At 69.7% G+C, this 4,748-nt stretch carries 3 protein-coding genes; 1 reads left to right on the top strand and 2 read right to left on the bottom strand.

Annotated features, from left to right (window positions below; translation table 11 throughout):
• Positions 1-11: 11 nt before the first annotated feature.
• Positions 12-3,329 carry a S8 family serine peptidase gene (locus tag ACFUJR_RS16380; protein WP_383178143.1) on the bottom strand — a complete coding sequence of 1,106 codons (3,318 nt, stop codon included), beginning with the start codon at positions 3,327-3,329 and terminating at the stop codon, positions 12-14.
• Between the two features lie 189 nt (positions 3,330-3,518).
• Complete coding sequence (locus tag ACFUJR_RS16375) at positions 3,519-4,061, bottom strand: CGNR zinc finger domain-containing protein (protein ID WP_383178140.1); 543 nt, start codon at positions 4,059-4,061, stop codon at positions 3,519-3,521.
• A gap of 121 nt (positions 4,062-4,182) precedes the next feature.
• Between ACFUJR_RS16375 and ACFUJR_RS16370 the strand changes: the two genes are divergently transcribed.
• Positions 4,183-4,638 carry a VOC family protein gene (locus ACFUJR_RS16370; RefSeq protein WP_383178137.1) on the top strand — a complete coding sequence of 152 codons (456 nt, stop codon included), beginning with the start codon at positions 4,183-4,185 and terminating at the stop codon, positions 4,636-4,638.
• The last annotated feature ends 110 nt before the right edge of the window (positions 4,639-4,748 follow it).

Raw genomic sequence — 4,748 nt, 5'->3', positions numbered from 1 at the left:
AGCAAGGCCCGTTACGGAGTGACCTTGCCGATCACGACGCTGCCGGCGCCCGCGGCGGTGCCGCGCGCGTTCAGCAGCTGGACCTCGCCGAAGAACTGCCGGCCCTCGGGCGCGGCACCGTCGACCCGTACCTCGGCGGCGACCTTGGCGGTCGCGCCGCTGGCCAGCGGGTAGCTCTTGGACGCGTCGACCTGGACGCTGCCGAGCGCGGCCGAGTAGTAAACGTCCTTGTAGTCGAAGGTCGTACCGCCCTCGGCCTGCACCGAGTAACCGTCGATCACGATGGTGTACGTACCGGCGGCCGGCTTGACCAGCGAGACGGCCTCCTCCGAGTCGCCGTCGGCGGCCTGACCCACCTGGACGCCGTCGCGCAGGACCGTCAGGTCCAGGTCGGCGGCCTTGTCCGAGGTGTTGCCGATCGCCACGTCGAGCCGCTCGACACCCTCACCGATGGTGACGGTCTTGATCTGCTGCTCGTGGTGCTTGATCGTCGGCGTCTCGACCTTGGCCGAGCCCAGCGAGCCGCCCTTCAGCTTGCCGTCGATGCCGGCGAAGGTGTTGGTGACGGTCCACTCGACGGCGGTCGGCGTGCCGACCTTCGCCTCGGGAACGGTCTGCACGGCCGGGTCGAAGTCGGCGCCGAGCACCGAGACGTCCAGCTTGTACGGGTTGTCCAGGTAGGGCGAGGTGCGGCGCGCCTCGACCTCGATCTCCCAGACGCCCGGCGTCGGGTTGGCGTACGAACGCAGGTCCGGACGGCAGGTGTTGGCCGGGTTGTAGTGCGGGTAGCACACGTTGGACGCGGAGGACTCGAAGGCCACGCCGTACGGGTGGATCGAGATGAACCGGGTCTGGCTCTTGCCCTTCAGGCCGCCGAGGGCGACCTCAAGGGTCTTGGCGCCCTCCGGCACGGTCACGAAGTAGGACTTGTGCAGGTTGCGCTGGACCGAGCCGGACGCGGAGAAGCCGTAGCCGGGCGCGGCCAGGTCGCTCGCGACGACCGAGGTGGCGAGGATCTGCTTGTCCACGCCCTCGGTGCGGTCGTCGTCGGCCTCCAGGATCACGCTGTGCACACCGGCGGTGCGCGGCTTGGCCTGGATCTTGACGGTGACCGGCTTGTTCAGCGGAAGGTCGACCTCGTCGTCGCCGAGGATCCGGAAGGTGCCGTCGTTGTACTTCAGCTCCAGCTCGTGCTCGATGGCCCGGTTCGGGCCGGTCGTGCGCGTGATGGTGACGTCGTAGACCTTCTTCTGGCCGACCTTGAGGCCGCCCTCACGGTCGTACACACCGGTGCCGGTGTGCGGGGCCGGGAAGATCGCGGTGTCGACCGGAGCCTCGACCTTGTACTCGTGCGCCGTGGCGCCGTCCTTGATCGACTCCCAGGCCTCGTTGATGTCGATCAGACCCGAGCCCTGCTCGTGCGCCTTGACGCCGGAGATCCGCTTCGCGGTCGAGGTGAGCGCGGTGCGCAGGGTGAGCGGCGAGAGCTCGATGCGCTTCTGCTTCGCGGCGGAGAGCAGCAGCGCGCTCGCGCCCGCGACCTGCGGGGAGGACATCGAGGTGCCGTTGAGCATCCCGTAACCGGCGGGCAGCTCGTAGCCGGCCTCGGGCACGCCGGAGCCGGCCTGCCAGGTCGGGATGGTGTTCACGGCCGAGCCCGGACCGGTGATGGTCGGGGTGAAGCCGCCGTCCTCACGCGGGCCGCGCGAGGAGAAGGGGAACATGGCGTACTTCGCCTTGACGGCCGAGCCGTAGTTGGCGGCCCAGGTCGACTTGGAGACGGCGGCGCCGACCGAGATGACCTTGTCGGCCAGGCCGGGGTCGCCGATCGTGTTGATGCCCGGACCGGAGTTGCCGGCCGAGATCACCAGCTGCACGCCGTACTGGTCGATCAGACGCGTGTAGAGGCGGGCGCGGACGTTGTCGCCGTCGTTCTGCGCGGGCAGACCGCCGATCGACATGTTGACGATGTCGACGCCACGGTTGACGACGAGGTCCGTCATGCCCTCGGTGAGGGCGGTGTTGGTGCAGCCGCCGGTCCAGGTGCACGCGCGCGAGGAGACGATCTTCGCGCCGGGCGCCGCGCCGTTCATCCGGCCGCCGAAGAGGCCCTTGGCGGCGGTGATGCCGGCGACGTGCGTGCCGTGGGCGGACTCGACGATACCGATGTTGACGAAGTCGCGCTTCTGGCCGACCCAGGTCCCGCCCAGCGGGTCCATCGGGACGTCCTTGCGGATCTCGACGACGAACGGCGTCTTCTCGACGACCTCGGTGTCCGGGTTGTCGGTACCGAAGTAGCCGATCCGGTGCCCGTCCTTGTACGGCTTCATCGGCGCGTTGTCCGTGAAGTCGTTGTTCTGGTCGGTGTCGACGCGGACGGTTCCGGCGGCCGGGTCGTACAGCATGCCGAAGACGTCGGTGGTGTCGCCGTCACGGTTGATGTCACCGGCCGGGTCGCCGCCCGCGGTGATCGCCTCGCTGAAGCGGCTCCACTGGTACGAGCCCGCGGGCGCCTTCCAGGACTGCGAGGCGGCCGTGAAGACCGGGCCCGCGACCGGGGTGATCTGGGCGCGCCAGGTGGCGTCGCCCTCGGTCAGCGGGTCGGTGGCGGTGACCCAGTCGACGATCTTGCGCTCGCCGGTGGTGGTCTTCTGCAGCGCCGGGTGGCCGAGGTCGACACCGGAGTCGAGGATGCCGATGGTCACGCCGCGGCCGTCGGCCTTGCGGTGGTCCTCGACGAACTCGACGGCACCCGTCTCGTGCGACGGGTTGTACGGGTTCTTGGCCGGGGTCTTCCTGCTCGGCGCCGGGTACGTCCGCGTGACGGTCGTGCCCTCGACGGCGCCGGTGGTGCCCGCGTCCGGGGTCGGGTCGTCCAGCTTGATCTCGGCCTGGAGGTCGATCGACTGGACGGAGGAGAGCCTGGTGGCCGCCTTGATCGCGGCCTTCGCCTTGGCGGTCGGGAGGGTGGCGCGGACGTAGCCGAGCTTGTCGTTCTGCTTGCCGACCGAGGCGCCCTGGACGGCGTCGAGCTGGCCGGCGACCTGCTCGGTGGAGCCGGGGGCGGTGGCGACGAGGATCGTGACGTTCTTCTCGCCGGCGGCCTCGGCCTCGGTGAGGCGCTGGGCGTCCGTCGGGCCGAGCTTGTCGGCGGAGTCGGAGGACTTGACCGGAGGAGTGGTCGCCGGGTCTTCGGCGGCCAGGACCGGCGCGGCACCGGCCGCGATGAGAGCGGTCACGAGTCCGGCGGCCGCCGCGATGCGGGCGGCCCGTCTGTGTCCGGAGGTCGAGCGCCCGGGTATGGAGCTCTGAGATTCGGGGGTGGTCATTTACATCCCTGTTTGTGAAAGAAGAGGGTCCGGATTTCGGTACCGGATGACCGCTCAGCCTTTCGCAAGTGACAGGGGTTTGTGGAGAGTTGTCAGGTGGCGGGATGTGCTGATGGCGCACATCCGCCACCACGCGGTGTGCGCCATCGGGAACGAATCGCCCTCAAGTGGGGCGAGTTGGCCGGTCGGTTAGTTTTCCTTTGTACGAGCGTAGTGGCGCGACGCCTTGGCCCGGTTGCCGCAGATCGCCATCGAGCACCAGCGCCGGGTGCCGTTCCGTGAGGTGTCGAAGAAGTGCAGGATGCACGCCTCGTGGGCGCAGGACCGGATCCGGTCCGGTGCGGTGCGCAGCAGGTCCAGGTAGTCGCGGGCCGCCGTCCAGCCCGGACCCCAGGCGGCGTCCGTGAACTCGGGCAGCTCGCCCGGACCCTCGGGGGTGAGGGTGGCGCGGATGCGGCCGTGGCCGAGCACGGCGTCGACGCGGGCGGTGGCGGCGGGGTCGCCGGGCCGGTCGACGAGGCCGGCGAGGGCGTCACGTGCGGCCAGTGTGTGGCGGAGCGTCGTCGCGTCGGCGGTGAAGCGCCCGTCGAGGCCGTTGGCGCGGAGCCAGACGGCGAGCCCCTCGGTGTCCGTGAGGAGATCCTGGCGCACGCCGTCCAGCATCCAGCGGGTGTTGAGCAGGTCGAGGGAGACGGGTTCGCCGACCAGGGGGCGCGGGTCGGAAACGGTCATGGCGGACACCCTCCTCGTAGAACTAACCCCTCAAGATTACGTGACTGGTTGCATGGTCGCTTTCTAACCTCTAATGTCTCTCTCAGAGGTTAGTACTCGCCATGTCGAGAAGGGAACCGTCATGTCGGCGATCGGAACGCTGGTCACCAACCACATCGGGCTCAACGTCACGGACCTGGAGCGCTCGCTCGACTTCTACGGGAACGTGCTGGGCTTCGAGGTGCTCGGCGAGGGCAAGGAGGACGGGCGGCGGTACGCGTTCCTCGGCCAGGGGGGCAAGCTCGTCGTCACGCTCTGGCAGCAGGCGGAGGGCGGGTACGACTCCGGCCGTGCGGGCCTGCACCACCTCGCCTTCGAGGCCGAGTCGATCGAGCGGGTCAAGGCGGCCGAAAGGGCCCTGAAGGAGCGGGGCACCGAGTTCGCCTACGAGGGCGTGGTCCCCCACTCCGAGGGCGGCTCCTCGGGCGGCATCTTCTTCCACGACCCGGACGGCACCCGCCTGGAGATCTTCGCCCCCACGGGTGCGGAAGGTGCGGAGGCTCCCACCGAGGGGGCTCCCACCTGCGGTTTCTTCTAGGTAACCCAGGCTGTGGGCATCGTTTCGCAGGCCTGGGGGCACCCCCGGCGAAGCCTGCGGGATTGGTGGGCACAGCCACGAACGCGCTGCCCGAGCCGGGGGCCCGCACC

Origin of the sequence: Streptomyces sp. NPDC057271, from assembly GCF_042668715.1 — a bacterium.
In the GTDB taxonomy this organism is placed as follows: Bacteria; Actinomycetota; Actinomycetes; order Streptomycetales; family Streptomycetaceae; genus Streptomyces.
The sequence above is the reverse complement of the archived record's forward strand: the minus strand, read 5'-3'. Positions and strand labels throughout refer to the sequence as shown.

What these genes read in the sequence shown, in the direction of transcription:
- ACFUJR_RS16375 (WP_383178140.1), bottom strand. Translation starts at nt 4,061, where the DNA reads ATGACCGTTTCCGACCCGCGCCCCCTGGTCGGCGAACCCGTCTCCCTC.
- ACFUJR_RS16370 (WP_383178137.1), top strand. Translation starts at nt 4,183, where the DNA reads ATGTCGGCGATCGGAACGCTGGTCACCAACCACATCGGGCTCAACGTC.
- ACFUJR_RS16380 (WP_383178143.1), bottom strand. Translation starts at nt 3,329, where the DNA reads ATGACCACCCCCGAATCTCAGAGCTCCATACCCGGGCGCTCGACCTCC.